The 1,122-nt window shown below is 59.3% G+C and carries 1 protein-coding gene; it reads left to right on the plus strand.

The annotated features are described in order from the left end of the window. Nucleotides 1-293 precede the first annotated feature (293 nt). On the plus strand, nt 294-1,122 hold an 829-nt coding region (locus AK59_RS0123405; protein ID WP_032618806.1), incomplete at its 3' end, for an MFS transporter.

Here is a 1,122-nt window from a genome sequence, read left to right on the forward strand (position 1 = left end):
CCCCCGCCCCCCCCCTGCGCCTCGCCCCGGCCTGCAGGAAACGCCTCAGCGATTTACAGCCGGACCAGGGCGTCGCTGTAAGTCATTCATTTTCCTGAAGCAACATTCATCGCTTCCGGTAAAAAATTACTGGGGAACCCTCAGCCCTGTGGGAGAGGGTTAGGGTGAGGGCACCAGACCGCACCATCCCCTAAACCGCACAATCCATCACCCAACAATCCCCCATCCTTCACAATCATTGGTTATTATTGTTTCCGGAAAAATAATCACTTAACTAATGATTTCTGAAACCCATGACAAAAACATCTCAGGGGCTTAGCCCCGCGCTTATTCTTTTAATGTCCGTGGCAACGGGTCTGGCGGTCGCCAGTAACTACTACGCTCAACCTCTGCTCGATACCATCGCCCGGGCGTTTAACCTTTCTGCCAGCTCGGCAGGCTTTATTGTCACCGCCGCGCAGCTCGGCTATGCCGCCGGGCTGCTGTTCCTGGTGCCGCTCGGCGATATGTTTGAGCGCCGGATGCTGATTGTCTCCATGACCCTGCTGGCCGCAGGCGGCATGCTGATCACCGCCAGCAGCCACTCTTTAACAATGATGATTATCGGCACCGCGCTGACGGGTCTGTTCTCCGTGGTGGCGCAAATTCTGGTTCCACTGGCCGCCACCCTCGCCGCACCGGAAAAGCGCGGCAAAGTGGTGGGCACTATCATGAGCGGCCTGCTGCTGGGGATACTGCTGGCACGTACCGTAGCAGGTCTGCTGGCCAGCCTTGGCGGCTGGCGTACCGTCTACTGGGTGGCAAGCGTGCTGATGGTGGTGATGGCGCTCGCGCTCTGGCGCGGCTTGCCGAAGGTGAAGCAGGAAAATCACCTGAACTATCCTCAGCTTCTGGCCTCCGTGTTCAGCCTCTTTACCCGGGATAAACTCCTGCGCACCCGCGCGCTGCTGGGATGTTTCACCTTCGCCAACTTCAGCATCCTATGGACGTCGATGGCCTTTCTGCTGGCCGCACCGCCATTTAACTATTCCGAAGGGGTGATTGGTCTGTTTGGTCTGGCCGGTGCGGCGGGGGGGGTCGGCGCGCGGCCGGCAGGGGGGGGGGGCGGGAAAGGGAAAAATC

Origin of the sequence: Enterobacter sp. T1-1 (assembly GCF_000710795.1) — a bacterium.
Taxonomy (GTDB): domain Bacteria; phylum Pseudomonadota; class Gammaproteobacteria; order Enterobacterales; family Enterobacteriaceae; genus Enterobacter; species Enterobacter cloacae.